Annotated in this window: 32 protein-coding genes; 3 read left to right on the top strand and 29 right to left on the bottom strand. The window is 42.9% G+C overall.

The features are described from left to right. Positions 1 to 302 precede the first annotated feature (302 nt). The gene (locus ACESTD_RS12275) at positions 303 to 581 is read left to right on the top strand and encodes a LysO family transporter (RefSeq protein ID WP_005825664.1); all 279 of its coding nucleotides are present in this window, start codon (positions 303 to 305) and stop codon (positions 579 to 581) included. After that, a complete protein-coding gene (locus tag ACESTD_RS12280) occupies positions 578 to 1,198 on the top strand; it encodes a lysine exporter LysO family protein (protein ID WP_005825665.1) in 621 nt (206 codons plus the stop codon). Before ACESTD_RS12275 ends, ACESTD_RS12280 begins: the two co-directional genes overlap by 4 nt. A 229-nt stretch (positions 1,199 to 1,427) precedes the next feature. Here the strand turns inward: ACESTD_RS12280 and ACESTD_RS12285 are convergent, their stop codons facing one another. Further along, positions 1,428 to 1,880 (bottom strand): DUF6078 family protein, encoded by a 453-nt coding sequence (locus ACESTD_RS12285; protein WP_117704078.1) that lies wholly within the window; start codon positions 1,878 to 1,880, stop codon positions 1,428 to 1,430. Between the two features lie 11 nt (positions 1,881 to 1,891). Next, on the bottom strand, positions 1,892 to 2,536 hold the full coding sequence (locus ACESTD_RS12290) for a DUF6563 family protein (protein WP_334312484.1): 645 nt from the start codon (positions 2,534 to 2,536) through the stop codon (positions 1,892 to 1,894). Between the two features lie 126 nt (positions 2,537 to 2,662). Here ACESTD_RS12290 and ACESTD_RS12295 point away from each other — a divergent pair, with 126 nt between their 5' ends. Then, positions 2,663 to 4,561 carry a MutS family DNA mismatch repair protein gene (locus tag ACESTD_RS12295; RefSeq protein ID WP_009037299.1) on the top strand — a complete coding sequence of 633 codons (1,899 nt, stop codon included), beginning with the start codon at positions 2,663 to 2,665 and terminating at the stop codon, positions 4,559 to 4,561. A gap of 40 nt (positions 4,562 to 4,601) precedes the next feature. On the opposite strand, the gene ACESTD_RS12300 is transcribed toward ACESTD_RS12295, so the two are convergent. From ACESTD_RS12300 to rpsS, 27 genes are all read right to left on the bottom strand, one after another. Next, positions 4,602 to 5,141, bottom strand: a complete 540-nt coding sequence (locus tag ACESTD_RS12300) for a hypothetical protein (RefSeq protein ID WP_005833536.1) — start codon at positions 5,139 to 5,141, stop codon at positions 4,602 to 4,604. 109 nt (positions 5,142 to 5,250) lie between these two features. Beyond that, the gene (locus tag ACESTD_RS12305; protein WP_035450373.1) at positions 5,251 to 5,664 is read right to left on the bottom strand and encodes a hypothetical protein; all 414 of its coding nucleotides are present in this window, start codon (positions 5,662 to 5,664) and stop codon (positions 5,251 to 5,253) included. Between the two features lie 141 nt (positions 5,665 to 5,805). Beyond that, entirely contained in the window at positions 5,806 to 6,309 is a 504-nt protein-coding gene (gene rplQ, locus ACESTD_RS12310; protein WP_005825680.1) for a 50S ribosomal protein L17, read from the bottom strand. A gap of 3 nt (positions 6,310 to 6,312) precedes the next feature. After that, complete coding sequence (locus ACESTD_RS12315) at positions 6,313 to 7,305, bottom strand: DNA-directed RNA polymerase subunit alpha (protein ID WP_005825683.1); 993 nt, start codon at positions 7,303 to 7,305, stop codon at positions 6,313 to 6,315. Positions 7,306 to 7,316: 11 nt separating this feature from the next. Next, complete coding sequence (rpsD, locus tag ACESTD_RS12320; RefSeq protein ID WP_005825685.1) at positions 7,317 to 7,922, bottom strand: 30S ribosomal protein S4; 606 nt, start codon at positions 7,920 to 7,922, stop codon at positions 7,317 to 7,319. A 117-nt stretch (positions 7,923 to 8,039) separates the two neighbouring features. Next, the gene (rpsK, locus tag ACESTD_RS12325; protein WP_002558049.1) at positions 8,040 to 8,429 is read right to left on the bottom strand and encodes a 30S ribosomal protein S11; all 390 of its coding nucleotides are present in this window, start codon (positions 8,427 to 8,429) and stop codon (positions 8,040 to 8,042) included. Between the two features lie 11 nt (positions 8,430 to 8,440). Beyond that, positions 8,441 to 8,821: a 30S ribosomal protein S13 gene (gene rpsM, locus ACESTD_RS12330; RefSeq protein WP_004291218.1), complete on the bottom strand. Its 381-nt coding sequence runs from the start codon at positions 8,819 to 8,821 to the stop codon at positions 8,441 to 8,443. 34 nt (positions 8,822 to 8,855) lie between these two features. Continuing rightward, positions 8,856 to 8,972 carry a type B 50S ribosomal protein L36 gene (gene ykgO, locus ACESTD_RS12335; RefSeq protein WP_002558051.1) on the bottom strand — a complete coding sequence of 39 codons (117 nt, stop codon included), beginning with the start codon at positions 8,970 to 8,972 and terminating at the stop codon, positions 8,856 to 8,858. Between the two features lie 9 nt (positions 8,973 to 8,981). Next, on the bottom strand, positions 8,982 to 9,200 hold the full coding sequence (gene infA / locus ACESTD_RS12340) for a translation initiation factor IF-1 (protein ID WP_002558052.1): 219 nt from the start codon (positions 9,198 to 9,200) through the stop codon (positions 8,982 to 8,984). A gap of 9 nt (positions 9,201 to 9,209) precedes the next feature. Continuing rightward, a complete protein-coding gene (gene map / locus ACESTD_RS12345; RefSeq protein ID WP_195288770.1) occupies positions 9,210 to 10,010 on the bottom strand; it encodes a type I methionyl aminopeptidase in 801 nt (266 codons plus the stop codon). A gap of 13 nt (positions 10,011 to 10,023) precedes the next feature. Further along, entirely contained in the window at positions 10,024 to 11,367 is a 1,344-nt protein-coding gene (gene secY, locus ACESTD_RS12350; RefSeq protein ID WP_005825690.1) for a preprotein translocase subunit SecY, read from the bottom strand. A 4-nt stretch (positions 11,368 to 11,371) separates the two neighbouring features. Then, positions 11,372 to 11,818, bottom strand: coding sequence for a 50S ribosomal protein L15 (rplO, locus tag ACESTD_RS12355; RefSeq protein WP_005825692.1), 447 nt, complete (start codon positions 11,816 to 11,818; stop codon positions 11,372 to 11,374). A 30-nt stretch (positions 11,819 to 11,848) separates the two neighbouring features. After that, positions 11,849 to 12,025, bottom strand: a complete 177-nt coding sequence (rpmD, locus tag ACESTD_RS12360) for a 50S ribosomal protein L30 (RefSeq protein ID WP_004291222.1) — start codon at positions 12,023 to 12,025, stop codon at positions 11,849 to 11,851. A gap of 11 nt (positions 12,026 to 12,036) precedes the next feature. Then, complete coding sequence (rpsE, locus tag ACESTD_RS12365; RefSeq protein ID WP_005825693.1) at positions 12,037 to 12,555, bottom strand: 30S ribosomal protein S5; 519 nt, start codon at positions 12,553 to 12,555, stop codon at positions 12,037 to 12,039. Positions 12,556 to 12,560: 5 nt separating this feature from the next. Next, positions 12,561 to 12,905, bottom strand: a complete 345-nt coding sequence (gene rplR / locus ACESTD_RS12370) for a 50S ribosomal protein L18 (protein WP_005656518.1) — start codon at positions 12,903 to 12,905, stop codon at positions 12,561 to 12,563. Positions 12,906 to 12,925: 20 nt separating this feature from the next. Continuing rightward, positions 12,926 to 13,495, bottom strand: coding sequence for a 50S ribosomal protein L6 (rplF, locus tag ACESTD_RS12375; protein ID WP_005825696.1), 570 nt, complete (start codon positions 13,493 to 13,495; stop codon positions 12,926 to 12,928). 15 nt (positions 13,496 to 13,510) lie between these two features. Beyond that, positions 13,511 to 13,906 (bottom strand): 30S ribosomal protein S8, encoded by a 396-nt coding sequence (gene rpsH, locus ACESTD_RS12380; protein WP_004291226.1) that lies wholly within the window; start codon positions 13,904 to 13,906, stop codon positions 13,511 to 13,513. Between the two features lie 55 nt (positions 13,907 to 13,961). Beyond that, the gene (gene rpsN, locus ACESTD_RS12385; RefSeq protein WP_005825697.1) at positions 13,962 to 14,261 is read right to left on the bottom strand and encodes a 30S ribosomal protein S14; all 300 of its coding nucleotides are present in this window, start codon (positions 14,259 to 14,261) and stop codon (positions 13,962 to 13,964) included. 4 nt (positions 14,262 to 14,265) lie between these two features. Then, positions 14,266 to 14,823 (bottom strand): 50S ribosomal protein L5, encoded by a 558-nt coding sequence (gene rplE, locus ACESTD_RS12390; protein ID WP_005825698.1) that lies wholly within the window; start codon positions 14,821 to 14,823, stop codon positions 14,266 to 14,268. After that, positions 14,823 to 15,143 (bottom strand): 50S ribosomal protein L24, encoded by a 321-nt coding sequence (rplX, locus tag ACESTD_RS12395; RefSeq protein ID WP_005825699.1) that lies wholly within the window; start codon positions 15,141 to 15,143, stop codon positions 14,823 to 14,825. Before rplX ends, rplE begins: the two co-directional genes overlap by 1 nt. 20 nt (positions 15,144 to 15,163) lie before the next feature. Continuing rightward, positions 15,164 to 15,529 (bottom strand): 50S ribosomal protein L14, encoded by a 366-nt coding sequence (gene rplN / locus ACESTD_RS12400; RefSeq protein WP_005825700.1) that lies wholly within the window; start codon positions 15,527 to 15,529, stop codon positions 15,164 to 15,166. A 2-nt stretch (positions 15,530 to 15,531) separates the two neighbouring features. Next, positions 15,532 to 15,801: a 30S ribosomal protein S17 gene (rpsQ, locus tag ACESTD_RS12405; protein ID WP_005825701.1), complete on the bottom strand. Its 270-nt coding sequence runs from the start codon at positions 15,799 to 15,801 to the stop codon at positions 15,532 to 15,534. Beyond that, positions 15,798 to 15,995: a 50S ribosomal protein L29 gene (rpmC, locus tag ACESTD_RS12410; RefSeq protein ID WP_005825702.1), complete on the bottom strand. Its 198-nt coding sequence runs from the start codon at positions 15,993 to 15,995 to the stop codon at positions 15,798 to 15,800. The genes rpsQ and rpmC overlap by 4 nt, the downstream gene beginning before the upstream one ends. A gap of 5 nt (positions 15,996 to 16,000) precedes the next feature. Beyond that, entirely contained in the window at positions 16,001 to 16,435 is a 435-nt protein-coding gene (gene rplP / locus ACESTD_RS12415; RefSeq protein WP_004291234.1) for a 50S ribosomal protein L16, read from the bottom strand. 21 nt (positions 16,436 to 16,456) lie between these two features. Continuing rightward, positions 16,457 to 17,188 carry a 30S ribosomal protein S3 gene (gene rpsC, locus ACESTD_RS12420; protein ID WP_004291235.1) on the bottom strand — a complete coding sequence of 244 codons (732 nt, stop codon included), beginning with the start codon at positions 17,186 to 17,188 and terminating at the stop codon, positions 16,457 to 16,459. 5 nt (positions 17,189 to 17,193) lie between these two features. Then, positions 17,194 to 17,604, bottom strand: coding sequence for a 50S ribosomal protein L22 (gene rplV, locus ACESTD_RS12425; protein WP_004291236.1), 411 nt, complete (start codon positions 17,602 to 17,604; stop codon positions 17,194 to 17,196). A gap of 36 nt (positions 17,605 to 17,640) precedes the next feature. Further along, a complete protein-coding gene (gene rpsS / locus ACESTD_RS12430; RefSeq protein ID WP_002558070.1) occupies positions 17,641 to 17,910 on the bottom strand; it encodes a 30S ribosomal protein S19 in 270 nt (89 codons plus the stop codon). Positions 17,911 to 17,912: the final 2 nt, after the last annotated feature.

Genomic DNA, 17,912 nt, shown 5'->3' on the forward strand with positions numbered 1-17,912 from the left:
ATATTTATTTGGAAATTATTCAAACTAGCATTACCTTTGCACCGAAATTCAAAAACGATATGAACCAGTACTTAACTACAACATACAATACGCGCAATGCTACATGGGGCAACAAGACCTTATGCGGCCATTTCATAGTGCACGTACATTGGTTCAGCGGATTCATTTAACTACCCTGCAATTTACATCTTACTATTTTGCACTTCCCTTACCGAGAAAAGGAAGGGGAAATGCCGCGTATGGAGTTTCCGTTCGAAGAAACCGGACTAACCTATGTATTCACCCAAAAAAGAAGAAAACTTATGTTTACAATTATATCCATCATGTTTATAGGAATCGGTATCGGATACCTGATGCGTAACGTACAAATGTTGCAAAAAGTGGAGAAAAGCGCCTCGCTCACCATCTTACTGCTACTCTTTGTACTCGGTGTATCCATCGGTTCCAACCGTCTGATTGTTGACAACCTGGGAAGATTCGGGTGGCAGGCCGCCGTACTGGCCTCACTGAGCATTACGGGCAGCATGCTGGCCTCACTGATGGTGTTTCACCTATTTTTCAAGAAAGGAGAGAAGAGATGAAGGGAAGTTTGACGGTTGTTGCATTTTTCTGTGCCGGCTGCCTGATGGGAGTAGCCAATGATTTTCAGTTCGACCTGCACGACTTATCCATGTATGTGCTCTATGCATTGATGTTCCAGGTGGGCATCGGCATCGGGAGCAACAAGAAACTGAAGGAGCTGGTCAAGAGCCTGCGGCCCAAAATGCTTTTGGTGCCGATGGCCACCATTGTGGGAACGCTGTTGTTCTCCGCCTTCGCCAGTCTGCTGTTGAGCCAATGGAGTGTGTTCGACTGCATGGCGGTGGGTAGCGGATTTGCTTATTATTCGCTTTCCTCCATTCTGATTACGCAATTCAAGGAACCTTCCATAGGCCTGCAACTCGCCACGGAGCTGGGCACCATCGCCCTGCTTGCCAATATCTTCCGTGAAATGATGGCTTTGCTGGGTGCACCGCTCATCCGGAAATATTTCGGCAAACTGGCACCTATATCGGCGGCAGGGGTCAATTCGATGGATGTACTTCTACCCTCCATCACCCAATATTCCGGAAAGGACGTGATTCCTATCGCTATATTCCACGGAATATTAATTGATATGAGTGTACCGGTATTCGTATCCTTCTTCTGCAATCTGTAAACAGCAGGCCGAAAAGAGGGAGATAAGGCCTCATTGTATTCATACTGTAACAACGTGAACAACAGCGACTTCTCACTGCAAAGTGAGTGCATGCATTTTGCAGTGCCACTGCATACCGTTTGCAGCATCACTGCATACCTATTTGCAGTGATACTGCAACTGCTTTGCAGCGCGACTGCAACGGGTTTGCAGTGACGCTGCAAAAGGTGTGCAGTGACTTTGCAGCCGGTCACCAAGCTACCGCATACTCGTAGTGGTCGAACTTAGGCTTGGTGCCTATGCCTACCGCATTGAATACCCGGGCTATCCGCTGCTGTTCTTCGGGAGAGATAGGGCGCTCGCCCTTGCGGCAATGATAGTAATAGCGTTCGCAAGAGAAGCATCCCATCACGCGATGGCGCACGGTGAAAAGCAGCTTGGTGGGTACTTCGTCGAAAAGGCGTGTCATACCGCGGGCATAATGCAGCTGCTCGCTGGAGCGGTAACGGGCACAAGTGGAGGACCCGGACAAGCTGCTGACATAAAAAGGATTCACCGCACGAACGGACTGTGGTTGGGGGGCTTCACTCTCGGACAACAGTTGTGCCGCTATCGCCCGCAGGCAGGAAGAGGCTTTGGGGCACTTTCCGTTACCCGCAAAGCAGTATTCGTACCCATCGGGCACGTCTTGCAATAATATCATCTTATTAATGATTAATGATTAGTGATTAATGGACGGAGTGCACGCAGATACTTGCCGATGACCTCTGCCGACTCGCTTGTTTCTTTCTCGAATTCGGCGTGCAGTGTCGGGTATCCGGCAAGCAATTGCATCATTCGCTCACGTCCCACGAACTCGGACTTTCCGGTTTCGGGATTCAGTTCGTAATAGACGCGGGCATGCACCAGTCCCGAAGCATTGATGGCGTCTCCCACTTCACCGCCCAATCGTGTGGCATCATCGGGAGTCATGGTACTGGTGGCTGCTTGTCCCACAGGCTGTGCACAGAAGTAAACCTTTCCACCGAGCCACATGGCAGGTGCATACCACTGCCCGAAGCGATAACGCTTATAGCGCATCTTACGGCAATTGACATAAAGCGAGGTATCTACCCGTACAGCATAACAACGGGACTTCAAATAACGGCAAAGACCGGGATTGTCGTCTACCGTAATACGATAATCGGCACCGCCCATGAGGTAAATCTGGTTCTTTGTACGCTTCTCAATCTTCAGTGTGGTAACCGTATCGCCACGGTTCTCCACCAACTCTTTCAGATTGGAATACATCACCTGTTGCGCCGCCACCGGCAAAACCGCCAGCAACATCAGAACGCCTAACAACCAACTCTTCTTCATATCCCAACCTCCTCTTTTCTGAAACTTTGTTTTAGTGAGCGAAAGGTACATTTTTTATCGGAAGTAGACAAAAAATCGCGGAAAAAACAATTGGAAATGTATATCTTTGCCTTAAACTTAACATGTATGGAGCAAATAAATACGATAGATAAAATCAGCGCCGTCTACCGCAACACGGCAGAAGAGGCAAGACAAGAACTGAATAAAGTACAACAGAAGATTTACCGCATCGGCAGCCTGCGCCTGCTGCTGTTTGTGGCAGGAGTAGTAGGAATTATCTATTTCTGGAGCGAGAGCTGGGGTATACTGGCCTGCATTGCCCTCATCACCCTACTGCCGTTCCTATTTTTAATGAAATACCACAACCGGCTGTTCCATCGCAAGGACTATCTGGAAAAGAAGATGGAAATCAACGAGCAGGAACTCGCCGCTCTGGATTACGATACGTCTTCTTTCGATGACGGCGAAGCATACATCGACCCCACCCATCTCTACACCTATGATTTGGATGTTTTCGGTCCGCATTCCCTTTTCCAGTACATCAACCGTACCTGCACACAGCCCGGGAAACACCGCCTCGCCCACTGGCTGGGGAAGCATCTCGAGAGAAAGGAAGAAATCATCCGCCGACAAGAAGCCGTCAGTGAACTGGCTCCGGAACTGAAATTCCGTCAGCGCTTCCGTATCCTCGGCCTGCTGTACAAAGGAAAAGCCGCCGATGAAACAGAACTGTGCCAATGGGCGGAAAGTCCGAGCATCTTCCGGAGCCGGAAATTACTGCGCCTCCTGCCGGTACTGGTGACGGGAGCCAACCTCATCTGCCTCGCACTCGTCATGGCAGGAATTCTGTCCGCAAGTATCTACGGCATCATCTGGACCTGCTTCGTCATCGCCGGCTTCGGCTTCACTGGCAAAGTCACCAAGATGCAGGCCATCTATGGCAAAAAACTGCAAATTCTCTCCACCTACGCCGCCCTGCTCCACCTCATGGAAAAGCAGCCTGCACAAGCCACCCTGCTCAAAGAGATAAGACAACAGATTGACGGAGAAAAACGGAAAGCCTCCCACTCCATCAGCAGGCTGAACAAGCTCATGGATGAACTCGACCAACGCAACAATGTCTTTATGTACGTCATTCTGAACGGCCTCTTCTTCTGGGAACTGCGTCAAATCATGCGCATTGAAGCCTGGAAAGAGCAATATGCCGCTGAACTGCCCGGGTGGCTCGATGCCATCGGACAAATGGATGCGCTCAACTCACTGGCAACATTTGCCTATAATCATCCGGACTATATTTACCCAAAGATAGTTCAAGCGGAAAGAAAGGGAAAAGGAAACCTAAATAAAGAAGAAGAAAGCAATTCTGAAACGGAAGCACCCATCAATGCCCCTTCCTCCTTCCGTCTCCGTGCCGAAGCCCTGGGCCATCCGCTGATGAACCGTGACCGCTGTGTCCGCAATGACATCGACATGGTGAAACGACCGTTTTTCATCATCGTCACCGGCGCCAACATGGCAGGGAAAAGCACCTATCTGCGTACGGTGGGCATCAATTACCTCCTTGCCTGCATCGGCGCCCCCGTCTGTGCCCGCCAAATGGAAATATGCCCGGCCCGGCTCATCACTAGCCTGCGTACCTCGGATTCACTGAACGACAACGAGTCCTACTTCTTTGCCGAACTCAAACGTCTGAAACTCATCATAGACAAGCTGCAGGCTGGTGAGGAGCTTTTCATCATCCTCGACGAAATTCTGAAAGGTACCAACTCCATGGACAAGCAGAAAGGCTCCTTTTCCCTTATCAAGCAATTCATGACTTTGCAGGCCAATGGCATCATTGCCACCCACGACCTGCTGCTGGGAACACTCATCGACCTCTTCCCCGATGACATCCGCAACTATCGCTTCGAAGCAGACATTACAGACAATGAACTGACCTTCTCCTACCGCTTGCGCCCAGGCATCGCCCAGAATATGAACGCCTGCTTCCTGATGAAAAAAATGGGGATTGCCGTTGCCGACTAATCCCCACCACAGTTAAAGTCAAGTCTAACTCTTTGACTGATTATGCTGTTTTACATTTCTCCAGGAAAGTAGATACTGCAACCGCATCGCTACCCGTATAGTAGCGTACGGAAGTTACCGGAGTATACGTGTAAGGCACAAACTGATACAACTGTACAGCCGCAAATTTATTGTCCTGCGAAATCATGACATCCATGCGCACATTTCCACTGCCGCTACTTTTTATTTCAGTCTCGCCATTCAGCTGTTCATTCTCAATCATATCTGTAAGTTTGCCCAAATATTTCAAATCGAAGAAAACACTGCGTTCCTTGGTCACACTGCCCGTCGGCAAATAGACCACTTCCTTCGATTTCCAAAACAGACGGAACACGCCAAGCAAGACGAATGCCGTACCCAGCACCATCAAAGCCATGCTGAGAGTGGAAGATTTATCACTCATCTCAAAAATGGATGCAAAAATAAAAACACCGACCAGCAGCATAGCTACTGAAAAGATAAGTCCTGAAACACTGGTACGCTTTACAATATCGGGATGTGAAGACGCAAAAAGAGTTGCGTCAATAGTTTGAGTTGCCATAATTATAATATGTTTTAATGAATTTATTAGAAATAGAAAATACAGTATTTCCCTGCAAAAACACATAGTCTGACCATACACAAGGGAAAAAGGAAAATTCAATAAAACACTAAATGAGAATACGCCTTAGTGTGAAAATGTAATATTCGCACACCGGCTGGCAACGATAATAGGCAGTGGCATCATAGAGTTTCTCACGATGCAGAGACAAAACAGCCGCTCGCTGGGCCAGTTTGTCAATCCAGTCCTTTAAAGAAAATATATATTCCGTGGTAGAAATACGCTGTATACGGGAGTACGTCAGCGAATGTAATTGTCCACCCATGCCCGCCAGCTCTGCATCCGGCAGATAAGGCAATTGAGGCATCGCAATATAGGCATCAGTCTGCTCATGTACGGCAATAGTATTCTCACTCACAACATTCCCACCACTCACCGCTTTATTGGCAAATGTATCGCTTGCAGTCTGCCATAAAGCCAATGCAAGTACCATGAATCCTATGAATCTTAAGAATTTAGCCATATCTATGTGCAAATATAACAGTTTCTTTCAGGAATTTGTTTAATGCACACATCTTTTAATGTTTCTTGGATGATTTATAGGAAATAAAAAGCCGCTCCAAACAAATTGGAACGGCTTCTATATATAAAAAGAATAGTTGAATTATTCAGCTTTAGCTTCCTCAGCAGCAGGAGCTTCTGCAACTGGTGCAGCAGTTTCTGCAGCAGGAGTAGCTTCAGTAGCAGCAGCTTTCTTTGAACGGCGGGTACGAGTAGCCTTCTTGGCAACCTTTTCCTTAGCCATGTTTTCGTTGTAGTCAACGAGTTCAATGAAGCACATTTCAGCGTTGTCACCCAAACGGTTACCAGTCTTGATAATACGAGTGTAACCACCCGGACGATCAGCAATCTTCACAGAGATTTCTTTAAACAATTCAGTTACAGCATACTTGTCTTGCAAATTGCTAAATACAACACGACGGGAATTAGTCGTATCGTCTTTAGCCTTTGTAATCAAAGGCTCAACAAACTTCTTCAAAGCTTTAGCCTTTGCAACGGTCGTAGTGATTCTTTTGTGCTTAATCAAAGAACACGCCATATTAGCCAACATAGCGTTTCTATGAGAGGCAGTACGACCCAAATGGTTGAATTTCTTATTATGTCTCATTTTTTATTCTTTATCTAATTTATATTTAGAAATATCAGTTCCAAACGACAGATTCAGACTTTCCAGCAAATCATCAAGCTCGGTAAGCGATTTCTTTCCGAAGTTTCTGAATTTCAGCAAATCCGTCTTGTTGAATTGTACCAAGTCACCAAGAGTCTCTACATCTGCAGCCTTCAGACAGTTGAGGGCACGTACAGAGAGATCCATATCAACGAGCTTGGTCTTCAGCAACTGACGCATGTGCAATACTTCTTCATCAAACTCTTCATTGCCGTCAACATCATTTGTTTCCAGCGTGATCTTCTCGTCAGAGAAAAGCATGAAGTGATAAATCAGAATCTTTGCAGCTTCTTTCAGGGCTTCTTTCGGATGAATGGAACCGTCGGTAGTAATCTCAAGTACCAGTTTCTCGTAGTCGGTCTTCTGCTCTACACGGAAGTTCTCTACCTGATACTTCACATTACGTATCGGAGTATAAATAGAATCGATAGGAATTACGTTCACATCGGTGCAATATTCGCGGTTTTCGTCAGCAGGAACATAACCACGACCTTTGTTGATCGTAATATCTATCTGCATAGTCGACTTTGAATCTAAATGACAAATAACTAATTCAGGATTTAACACTTCAAATCCAGTCAAATACTTACCTATGTCACCTGCTTTAAATTCACTTGAATTCTCGACTGTAATACTTACTTTCTCACTCTCGAATTCTTCAACTACTTGCTTGAATCTCACTTGTTTCAGATTCAAGATAATGTTAGTAACATCCTCTTTTGCCCCCGGAACACTGGAAAATTCATGCTCAACACCGTCTATCTTGATAGTAGTGATAGCAAAACCTTCCAATGAAGAAAGCAGGATGCGGCGCAGTGCATTACCCACGGTAATACCGAAACCGGGCTCCAACGGACGAAATTCGAATTTTCCGAATCTAGAGTCCGCTTCCAACATTAATACTTTATCAGGTTTTTGAAATGCTAATATCGCCATGAAATTAATTATTATTTAGAATACAATTCTACGATCAAATGCTCTTTAATGTTTTCAGGAATGTCTGCTCTTTCAGGTACATGCAGCAATTTGCCTACCTTAGAGTTATCATCCCATTCCAACCAAGGATATTTGCTATGGTTAAAGCCAGCCAGTGAATTAGCGATAACTTCCAATGATTTGGATCTTTCACGAACACCGATCACCTGACCCGGTTTCACTGCATAAGAAGGAATATTCACAACCTCACCGTCTACAGTAATGTGCTTGTGGCTCACCAACTGACGAGCAGCTGCGCGAGTAGGAGCAATACCCAAACGGAATACGATATTGTCAAGGCGACCTTCCAACAATTGGAGAAGGATTTCACCAGTAATACCTTTAGCAGTCTCAGCCTTCTCAAACAAGTTGCGGAATTGTTTTTCCAAAACGCCATAAGTATATTTGGCTTTCTGTTTCTCACGAAGTTGAACACCGTATTCAGAAGTCTTTCTCTTTCTGGAATTACCGTGCTGTCCGGGAGGATAGTTCTTCTTTGACAATACTTTATCTGCTCCAAAGATACCTTCACCGAATTTACGAGCTATTCTTGATTTTGGTCCAGTATATCTAGCCATTTCTTTTAAATATTTAATTGTTTATTCATGAACTTGGGTTTGTTGCAGCCGCGATTGCAGAGAGAAAGTTTACAATCCAATAACAAAATCAAGTCTCACTTCTATTAAAGGTAAATTTTAAACTCTACGTCTTTTCGGAGGACGACAACCGTTGTGCGGAAGCGGAGTTACGTCAATGATTTCAGTAACCTCGATACCTGCACCGTGGATAGTTCTAATAGCAGACTCACGTCCGTTACCCGGGCCCTTCACATATGCTTTTACCTTTCTCAAGCCAAGATCGTATGCTATCTTAGCACAATCTTGAGCAGCCATCTGTGCTGCGTAGGGAGTGTTCTTCTTTGAACCTCTAAAACCCATCTTTCCGGCAGAAGACCAAGAAATGATCTGACCTTCGCTGTTTGCCAGAGAAACAATAATGTTGTTAAAAGATGAATGAACATGCAACTGTCCATTAGCATCAACCTTCACATTTCTCTTTTTTGCTGCAACTGTTTTTTTTGCCATATCAACAATTATTATTTAGTAGCTTTTTTCTTATTAGCAACGGTTTTCTTTCTACCCTTACGAGTACGGGCATTGTTCTTTGTGCTCTGACCTCTTACTGGAAGACCAATACGATGACGAACACCACGATAGCAACCGATATCCATTAAACGCTTAATGTTCAATTGAACTTCAGAACGAAGATCACCTTCAACCTTATACTCTGCACCAATGATCTCACGAATCTTGGCAGCCTGATCATCCGTCCAGTCTTTTACTTTCAGGTCTCTGTCAACACCTGCTTTATCCAAAATTTTTGCTGAACTACTACGACCTATACCATATACATAGGTCAACGCAACTTCACCTCTCTTGTTTTGAGGCAAATCGACACCAACTATTCTTATAGCCATATACTAAATTATTTTTTTTGCAAAAATAATAATATTATCCTTGACGTTGTTTATACTTAGGATTTTTCTTGTTAATAACATACAAACGGCCATTACGTCTAACGATCTTACACTCTGGCGTACGTTTCTTTAAGGATGCTCTTACTTTCATATCTTAATTTTATTTATATCTAAATACAATTCTTCCTTTCGATAAATCGTAAGGAGACATTTCGACTCTTACTTTATCCCCTGGCAGGATTTTGATGTAATGCATCCGCATCTTACCGGAAATATGTGCAGTAATCTCATGTCCGTTTTCTAATTCAACACGAAACATTGCATTAGACAATGCTTCAACTATAACTCCATCTTGTTCTATTGCAGATTGCTTTGCCATATTAATTTCTTAAATTGCTTTATCTCCTAATACTTCTTCAATGAACTCGAATGATGACAATATATCAGCTTCACCAGTGCCGACTGCTATCGTATGTTCAAAATGAGCTGCACACTTGCGGTCTTTTGTCCTCACCGTCCAGCCATCACGCTCCATGAGTATTTGTCGGTTACCTAAAGTTATCATCGGTTCAATGGCAATGCACAAGCCTTTCTTCAGCATTGTCCCATAACCACGCTTTCCGTAATTGGGAACCTGAGGATCTTCATGCATTTCCTTGCCTATTCCGTGACCCACAAACTCACGCACCACACCATAAGAATTAGATTCGCAGTGCTGCTGTATCGCATAACCGATATCACCCAACCGCCTGCCGTGAACGGCATTCTGTATCCCTATGTACAATGCTTCTTTAGTAACCTTCAGTAATTTGCGGACTTCTTCGTCAACTTCACCTACACAAAACGTATAGGCTGAGTCGCCACAAAAGCCATTCATGTAAGTACCACAATCAACAGACACGATATCACCATCTTTCAGTACCACATCATCTCCCGGAATACCATGTACCACCTGGTCATTTACAGATGTGCAAATAGAAGCTGGAAACGGATCGCCATATTGATTAGGAAAACCTTTAAAGGTTGGAACAGCACCATTGTCTTTGATGAACTCTTCCGCCACCCTATCCAGCTCTTTTGTTGTCACTCCGGGCTTTATAACCTTAGCTATCTCAGCCAACGTCTTTCCAACAAGCAAATTACTCTTGCGGAGCAGCTCTATTTCATCTTCTGTTTTAAGAAATATCATTCTTCAAAAAAGATTAATATGCAGCCACATTACCACTGCGGCCTTTAATACGTCCGGATTTCAGCAAACCGTCATAGTGTCTCATCAACAAATGACTTTCTACCTGCTGGAGAGTATCAAGCACCACACCCACAAGGATTAACAAAGATGTACCGCCAAAGAATTGAGCAAACTCAGCTTTCACACCGAATATACCGGCAAACGCAGGCATAATGGCAACCAAGGCCAAGAAGAAAGAACCAGGCAAAGTAATACGCGACATAATCACGTCAATATACTCAGCAGTTTGCTTTCCTGGCTTGATACCCGGAATAAAACCATTGTTTCTCTTCATATCTTCAGCCATCTGAGTCGGGTTAATAGTAATTGCAGTATAGAAATACGTAAACAATATAATCAACACTGCAAAAATCAAATTATACCAAAAGCTTGTATGATCAGTCAATGCACGTACGAAACCACTTGCATCATTTACATTTGAGAACCCAACAAGAGTGATAGGAATAAACATGATAGCCTGAGCAAAAATGATAGGCATCACGTTAGCAGCATTCACCTTCAAAGGAATATACTGTCTAGCACCGCCATATTGCTTGTTACCCACGATCTTCTTCGCATATTGTACAGGAATCTTTCTAGTTCCCTGCACCAAAAGAATAGCGAATGCAATAACAACCAGCAGAACAACAAGCTCAATCAAGAACATTACCAGACCACCAGTCTTGTCCGTCATACGGGAAATCAATTCCTGGAATAAGGACTGTGGCAGACGGGCGATGATACCAATCATGATAATCAGCGAAATACCATTACCGATACCCTTATCCGTAATTCTCTCACCAAGCCACAAAATAAACATACTTCCAGCCGCTAAAATAATGGTAGAAGTAAACATAAACAGAGTCCAATCTAATGAAGCATTTAAAGAAGGACCAGCCTGCATCTTAAGATTGAGCAAATAAGAAGGAGCCTGAACCAAAAGAATAAGAATCGTCAGATAACGAGTATATTGATTCATTTTTCTTCTACCACTCTCACCTTCGCGCTGCAATTTCTGGAAATACGGAACCGCAATACCCAGCAACTGAATCACAATGGAGGCAGAGATGTACGGCATGATACCCAATGCAAAAATAGAGGCATTGGAAAATGCTCCTCCGGAAAACATATTTAACAAGGCTAAAAGACCTTCGCTTGTCTGTTGATGCAATTGTGTCAGCATTGACGGATTGATACCCGGCAAAACGACATACGAACCAAAACGGTAGATTGCCACAAACAATATGGTAATGAGGATCCGTTGTCTCAGATCCTCAATTTTCCATATATTCTTTAATGTTTCAATAGCTTTTCTCATTGAATTAGAGTTTTACTACTTGTCCACCAGCAGCTTCGATGGCAGCAACAGCAGTCTTAGAAAATGCATGTGCTTGTACATCCAACTTAGCAGTCAAAGTTCCGTTACCTAATACTTTTACCAACTGGCTTGCAGAAATGAAACCAGCAGCAATGAAGTCACTGATACCTACAGTCTGCAAGTTCTTTGCTTCAGCCAATTTCTGAATTGTATCCAAGTTGATAGCCTTATACTCTACACGATTGATATTTTTAAAGCCAAACTTAGGTACACGACGTTGAAGAGGCATCTGACCACCTTCAAAACCGATTTTCTTAGAGTATCCAGATCTTGATTTAGCTCCTTTATGACCTCTAGTAGAAGTACCTCCCAAGCCAGAACCCGGACCACGTCCAATTCTCTTTCTTGTTTTAGTAGATCCCTCTGCAGGTTTTAAATTACTTAAGTTCATATTGTAATTCGTTTTATATTCAACAAATAATTACTTAACAATGGTAACCAAGTGTTTAACCTTATCCACCATTCCAAGAATTGAAGGAGTGCATTCGTGTTCAACCACACGATTCAACTTATGAAGTCCCAGTGCATCGAGAGTTCTCTTCTGATCAGCAGGAGCACCAATTCTACTTTTAACTTGTTTAATCTTTATAGTCGACATATTCTTCCTCCTTATCCTCTAAATACTTTTTCCATACTAACTCCTCTGTTCTGGGCAACCATACGAGCATCGCGCATTTCACTCAATGCCAAGATAGTAGCCTTTACCAAGTTGTGCGGGTTGGAAGAACCTTTTGACTTAGCCAAAACGTCTGTTACACCAACACTTTCCAATACGGCACGCATTGCACCGCCAGCAACAACACCGGTACCGTGAGAAGCCGGTTTAATAAATACTTCAGCGCCACCGAACTTTGCAGACTGTTCGTGAGGAACTGTACCTTTCAGTACAGGCACTCTTGTCAGGTTTTTCTTTGCAGATTCAACACCTTTGGCAATAGCAGCGGTTACTTCACCAGCTTTACCAAGGCCCCAACCGATGATGCCTTCTTCGTTTCCTACTACCACAATAGCAGAGAAACTAAAAGTTCTACCACCTTTGGTTACTTTGGTTACACGATTAATAGCAACCAATCTGTCTTTCAGCTCTATATCGTTTGTAATCTTAACTCTATTATTAAGTCCTGCCATAATGATTAAAATTTAAGTCCACCGTTACGGGCAGCATCAGCCACCTCTTTTACTCTCCCATGATACAAGTAACCATTACGGTCGAAAACAACAGTAGTAATACCTGCTTCCTGAGCTTTTTTCGCAATCAGTTCACCTACTTTAGCAGCTTGTTCCTTCTTTGGCATTTTTTCAGTCATACCCAACGAAGAAGCGGCAGCCAATGTCTTACCGGACAAGTCATCGATAATCTGAACATAGATTTGCTTGTTACTTCTAAATACACTCATACGCGGGCATTCAGTAGTACCTGAAATTTTGTTGCGTACTCTATATTTGATCTTAATTCGTCTTTCTATTTTTGTTGTCATAATAATATCAATTTAAATGATTATTTAGCACCAGCTGATTTACCAGACTTTCTACGAATTTCTTCGCCAACAAACTTAATACCCTTACCCTTATACGGTTCAGGCTTACGGAAAGAACGTATTTTAGAGCAAACTTGACCAAGTAACTGCTTGTCGCAAGATTCCAATATAATCAAAGGATTCTTGTTTCTTTCAGACTTAGTCTCAACTTTAACTTCAGGAGGCAACTGTATAAAGATACTGTGAGTATAACCTAAAGCCAGTTCAATGATATTTCCCTGGTTAGAGGCACGGTAACCTACACCGACAAGTTCCAATTCTTTCTTATATCCTTCTGATACACCAACAACCATGTTGTGCACCAATGAACGGTATAATCCATGGAATGCATGCTTTTGCTTGGGGTTATCCAGCATTGCATTTTCATTCTCAGCCAAAACAACATGACCGTCTTCGATGGTAACATTGATAGCAGGATTTACATATTGGCTCATTTCGCCTTTGGGTCCCTTAACGGTAACCACGTCATCTTTCAGAGTAACTGTTACTCCAGCGGGAATACTAATGGGTAATTTTCCTATTCTTGACATTGCTAATTCCTCCTATTAATATACATAACACAAAACTTCACCACCAATCTTCAGTTCAGCGGCTTCTTTGTTGGTCATTACACCCTTGGAAGTAGATATTATAGCAATACCCAAACCATTAATAACACGCGGCATGTCTTTATAACCGGTATATTGACGCAAACCCGGAGAAGAGATTCTCTCCAGCTTCTTGATTGCGTTAACCTTGTTTACCGGATCATACTTCAAGGCAACTTTGATTGTACCTTGAGGACCATCTTCTACAAACTTATAATTAAGAATGTAGCCCTTTTCAAAAAGAATCTTAGTGATTTCTTTTTTCAAATTAGAAGCCGGAACTTCCACAACTCTGTGCTTCGCTTGAATAGCGTTCCGCAACCTCGTCAAATAATCTGCTATTGGATCAGTCATATAAAAAATAAATTAAATTAATCAGGCCTACCCTGACAATATTTAAAAACAATAATTACCAGCTTGCTTTCTTTACACCGGGAATAAGACCGTTAGAAGCCATCTCACGGAACTGGATTCTGGAGATGCCAAACTGACGGATATATCCTTTGGGACGACCTGTCAGCTTGCAACGGTTGTGCATGCGAATCGGGTTAGAATTTTTAGGCAAATCCTGCAATTTCTGTGCAGCTTCAAAAGCTTCAGCAGGATCACCGGTTCTAACGATTTGCTTCAACGCAGCTCTTTTCTCGGCATATCTGGCTACTAATTTAGCACGCTTTACTTCGCGTGCTTTCATTGATTCCTTTGCCATATTATCAATCTTTTTTAGCGTTTTTAAACGGTAAACCGAATTCTTTCAACAAGGCATACCCTTCTTCATCTGTTTGCGCAGAGGTTACAAAGGTAATATTCATTCCGAGAATTCTAGTAATACTATCGATATTAATTTCAGGGAAAATGATTTGTTCCTGAATACCAAGGGTATAGTTACCCTTACCATCGAACTTACTTTCAATACCCTTGAAGTCGCGGATACGAGGCAGAGCTACACGAACCAACTTTTCAAGGAATTCGTACATTCTCTCACGACGCAGAGTTACCATAACGCCAATCGGCATTTTCTTACGCAACTTAAAGTTTGCAATATCCTTACGAGAAATGGTTGCCACGGCTTTCTGGCCAGTGATAGTAGTCATTTCATTAATTGCCACTTCAATAATCTTCTTGTCGGCAACAGCCATACCCAGACCCTGATTGATAACAATCTTCTTAAGTACGGGTATCTGCATAGAAGAAGAATACTGGAACTGTGATTTCAATGCAGGCGCAATACGCTCTGCATATTCTTTCTTAAGGCTAGCAGTATTACTCATTACTTAATCTCCTCTCCTGATTTTTTAGAATAACGCACTAAAGTGCCTTCAGCACTTACTTTTCTACCAACACGCGTTGCTTTGCCAGTCTTTGGATCAACGGGGTTCAAGTTTGACAAGTGGATAGAAGCTTCTTGCTTCACAATACCACCTTGCGGGTTCTTAGCATTCGGTTTTGTGCTCTTAGACACCATGTTGATACCTTCAACGATTGCGCGGTTTTTATCAACAAGAACCTTCAATACACGACCAGTCTTACCCTTGTCTTCACCGGAGTTTACATAAACTGTATCGCCTTTTTTAATATGTAATTTACTCATTACTCAAATCTTTTACAATATTAAAGTACTTCAGGAGCGAGTGACACAACTTTCATGTTAGTAGCACGAAGTTCACGAGCTACCGGACCGAAAATACGACTACCTCTAATTTCACCTGCATTGTTCAACAACACGCAAGCATTATCATCAAAACGTATGTAAGAGCCATCAGCACGACGGATTTCTTTCTTAGTACGTACGATCAAAGCTTTAGACACTGCACCTTTTTTAATATCACTTGAAGGGATAACGCTCTTAACAGAAACGACAATCACGTCCCCTACTGAAGCATAGCGACGACCTGTACCACCCAAAACGCGGATACAGAGAGCCTCTTTTGCCCCACTATTATCACATACTGTAAGTCTGGATTCTACTTGTATCATAATTACTTAGCTCTTTCAATTATTTCTACCAATCTCCATCTCTTAGTCTTGCTCAAAGGACGAGTTTCCATGATGTGTACAGTATCGCCGATATTGCACTCATTCTTTTCATCATGAGCATGGTACTTCTTCGTCTTGCTAACGAACTTACCATATATGGGGTGTTTCTCCTTAAACTTAGCTGCTACTGTAATGGTCTTATCCATCTTGTTGCTCAGCACAACCCCAGTTCTTTCTTTTCTTAAATTTCTTGCTTCCATCAAGCTCATCATTTATTGTTAAGTTCTCTTTGGCGTAATTCAGTCTTCATACGCGCAATAGTCCTGCGTAATTGTTTGATCTGAGCAGGATTATCCAAAGGAGAAATAGAATGATTTAAAATCACTTGGTTGTAATTAGCTACTTCTGCTTCAACTCTTTCTACCAAGTCACTGGTAGGCATCTCTTTAATTTCTGCTGTTTTCATACTTCTTACGCATTTTGATTTTGAATATCATAATCACGTCTAACCACAAACTTAGTTGTGATAGGAAGCTTCTGTGCAGCCAAGCGCAAAGCTTCTTTAGCGATTTCATAAGATACTCCTTCGGCTTCGATAATAATTCTACCCGGTGTAACAGGCGCTACGAATCCTTCCGGCGCACCCTTACCCTTACCCATACGCACATCAGCAGGCTTTCTGGTGATAGGTTTGTCGGGGAAAATACGAATCCAAATCTGTCCTTGACGTTGCATATATCTTGTCACTGCAATACGCGCAGCTTCAATCTGACGGCCTGTAATCCATTTCGTTTCCAAGGCCTTAATACCAAAAGATCCGAAAGCCAACTGGTTTCCTCTTTGGGCATTACCCTTTTGACGGCCTTTTTGTTGTCTTCTGAATTTTGTTTTTTTCGGTTGTAACATAATTCCTAAAAATCAAATTCGTTAGCGATTATTTTTCTTTCTTTTGAAGTTCTTTCCGCCATTGTTTCCGCTATTGCTTCCACGACCACTTTCCTTGCTTTGCGTAAAGTTCGGAGCCAACTCCTTCTTACCATAAACTTCACCTCTACAAATCCAAACTTTAATGCCGAGAAGACCAACCTTAGTCAATGCTTCTGCATGACAATAGTCGATATCTGCTCTGAAAGTGTGCAACGGAGTTCTTCCTTCCTTATACATTTCAGAACGGGCCATTTCTGCACCATTCAAACGTCCTGAAATCTGAATCTTGATACCTTCCGCACCCATACGCATTGTATTGGCAATAGCCATCTTGATGGCACGACGGTAGGCTATTTTGCCTTCAACCTGACGGGCAATGTTGTTAGCCACGATAACAGCATCCAACTCTGGTCTCTTAACTTCGAAGATATTAATCTGAATATCCTTATCAGTAACCTTCTTCAACTCCTCTTTCAACTTGTCAACTTCTTGGCCACCTTTGCCGATAATGATACCCGGACGTGCAGTACAAACGGTAATAGTCACGAGTTTCAGTGTACGTTCAATTACAATTCTTGACACACTAGCCTTTGCCAGACGAGCGTTCAAATATTTACGAATCTTGCTATCTTCCAGCAGAGAATCGCCGTAATTCTTTCCACCATACCAATTGGAATCCCATCCTCTGATAATTCCTAAACGGTTGCTTATTGGATTAACTTTTTGTCCCATTTACCTTAATTTTGATCTTCGTTATTACTTTTAGAACCAACGAACAACGTTACGTGGTTTGAACGTTTACGAATTCTGTAACCTCTACCCTGCGGAGCCGGTCTCATTCTTTTGAGTGTAGCACCACCATCAACAAAAATCTTGGTTACGAACAGCTCGCCACTTTCAGCTTTACGTTCGTTTTTCTGCTCCCAGTTAGCAATTGCAGAGCGCAGCAACTTTTCCACTCTTGCGGCAGCCTCTTTTGAAGAGAACTTCAAAACGCCGAGTGCTCTGTTCACCTCCATCCCGCGAATCATGTCAGCCACGAGACGCATTTTACGGGGGGAAGTAGGAACATTTTGCAATTTCGCAAAATACATGGTCTTAAGGGCTTCTTTTCTTTTTTCAGCCGATATTTTTTTTCTTGCTCCCATTATATTATTACTTTATTATTTCAGATAAATCCTGTTTTATTTTTTCTTGTTACCAGCGTGTCCTCTGAAAGTACGAGTTGGAGCAAATTCGCCCAACTTGTGTCCTACCATATTTTCGGTAACATAAACAGGAATAAATTTATTTCCGTTGTGAACTGCAACAGTATGGCCTACGAAATCAGGCGAAATCATTGAAGCTCTGGCCCAGGTCTTAACTACCACTTTCTTGCCCGATTCATTCATGGCAAGCACTTTCTTCTCAAGCTTAACGTTAATATACGGACCTTTTTTTAATGAACGACTCATAA

This window comes from Bacteroides sp. AR20 (assembly GCF_964250605.1).
Lineage (GTDB): Bacteria > Bacteroidota > Bacteroidia > Bacteroidales > Bacteroidaceae > Bacteroides > Bacteroides uniformis.